Raw genomic sequence first — 1,440 nt, forward strand, 5'->3', positions numbered from 1 at the left:
TATGTCAAATATACATGATCATCCGACTTATCCCCTTAACATTTTTCGAGCGTTACTTCCATGGGTTTTAATCTCCATATCCAGTCAAGGGTGTCAAAGGTGGTTTTTCCTTTGATAGCCTTGACTGGATATGGAATAATCCATAAATGGAAGTACGTTGAAAACTAAACAACTACTTTTTAATAGATTTCTGCTTTGAATAATTGGTCTCTTGATATTGCATTAGGACAGCTCCAACTAAACGAAAGGCAGATTGTGTATTAGGGTAAATACGAATTACCTTTTCTCTCCTTCGGACTTCCTGATTTAATCGCTCAAGTGAATTCGTACTACGGATATGACAACGGATATCTTCTGGGTATTCCATGTATTGTATGGTATCTTCGAAGCCTTCATCTAATATTTTCAGAGCTTGTTCGTATTTAGGATTATCTCCAAACTGACTTATCAGTTCACCTTTAAAATTCCGCATATCCTCAATTGTGACCGCTTCAAAAATACGCTTAATCATCATTCGTATTTCCGCCGAGTCCTTTTTTGGAAGTTTTTCAAAGATATTACGTTTAAAATGGACGTTACACCTTTGCCAGCTAGTCCCAATAAATTCACGTTGAATCGCCTTTTGAAGCCCTTGATGAGCATCTGAAATGACTAGCTTTGGGGATTGAAGCCCACGTGATTTTAGCTGTTGGAGAAAGCGAGTCCAACTATCAAAACTCTCAGCATGATCTACACTTAACCCAAGAATTTCACGTTTTTTGCTTTCAGTGATAGCGGTGGCTATATAAACAGCCTTTGAGACGACACGATGATGTTCACGCACTTTTATATACATTGCATCTACGAAAATAAAAGGATAATACCTTATATTTAAGGGCCGTTTGGCCCATTCGTTAATAATAGGATCAAGTTTCTGAGTAAGTGAAGAAACAAACGATTTTGATTTACTTTCACCACAAAGTTGTTCCACAATATTTGTAACTTTGCGTGTAGAAACACCATTGATAACCATCTCTAGCATAGAGAGTACTAATGCCTGGTCACAACGTGCATATTTTTCAAAAACTGAAGGTGAAAACTCACCATTTCGAGTTCTTGGAACCTTAAGCTTTATTTTACCGATACTCATCGTTAAATCACGTTCATAATAACCATTTCGGTAATCACGACGCTCATCAGAGCGTTCATATGCAGCAGCGTGTAAATAATCATTTCTCTCTTTTTCCATGTACTCATTCAAAACCAGAACAACAGCAGATTTAACAACGTTGTCTATATTTGAATTTATTACTGAGTCTTTTAAAAGTTCCATATCTAGGCTAAACTGTAAGTGGGTCATTTTTATTCCTCTTTTCTATGTTTATCGTGGTTGTTAAACATTGTAGCCAAGAAGGATAAAAATGACCCCTTTTCTTTTTACACAATTATACGGACTTAATC

Annotated in this window: 1 protein-coding gene; it reads right to left on the reverse strand. The window is 36.4% G+C overall.

What is annotated here, in order from left to right; genetic code table 11:
- Positions 1–172 precede the first annotated feature (172 nt).
- On the reverse strand, positions 173–1,339 hold the full coding sequence (locus tag SFC47_RS25725) for an IS256 family transposase (RefSeq protein WP_411257379.1): 1,167 nt from the start codon (positions 1,337–1,339) through the stop codon (positions 173–175).
- Positions 1,340–1,440: the final 101 nt, after the last annotated feature.

Origin of the sequence: Neobacillus niacini, assembly GCF_046591715.1 — a bacterium.
Taxonomy (GTDB): Bacteria; Bacillota; Bacilli; order Bacillales; family Cytobacillaceae; genus Neobacillus; species Neobacillus niacini_L.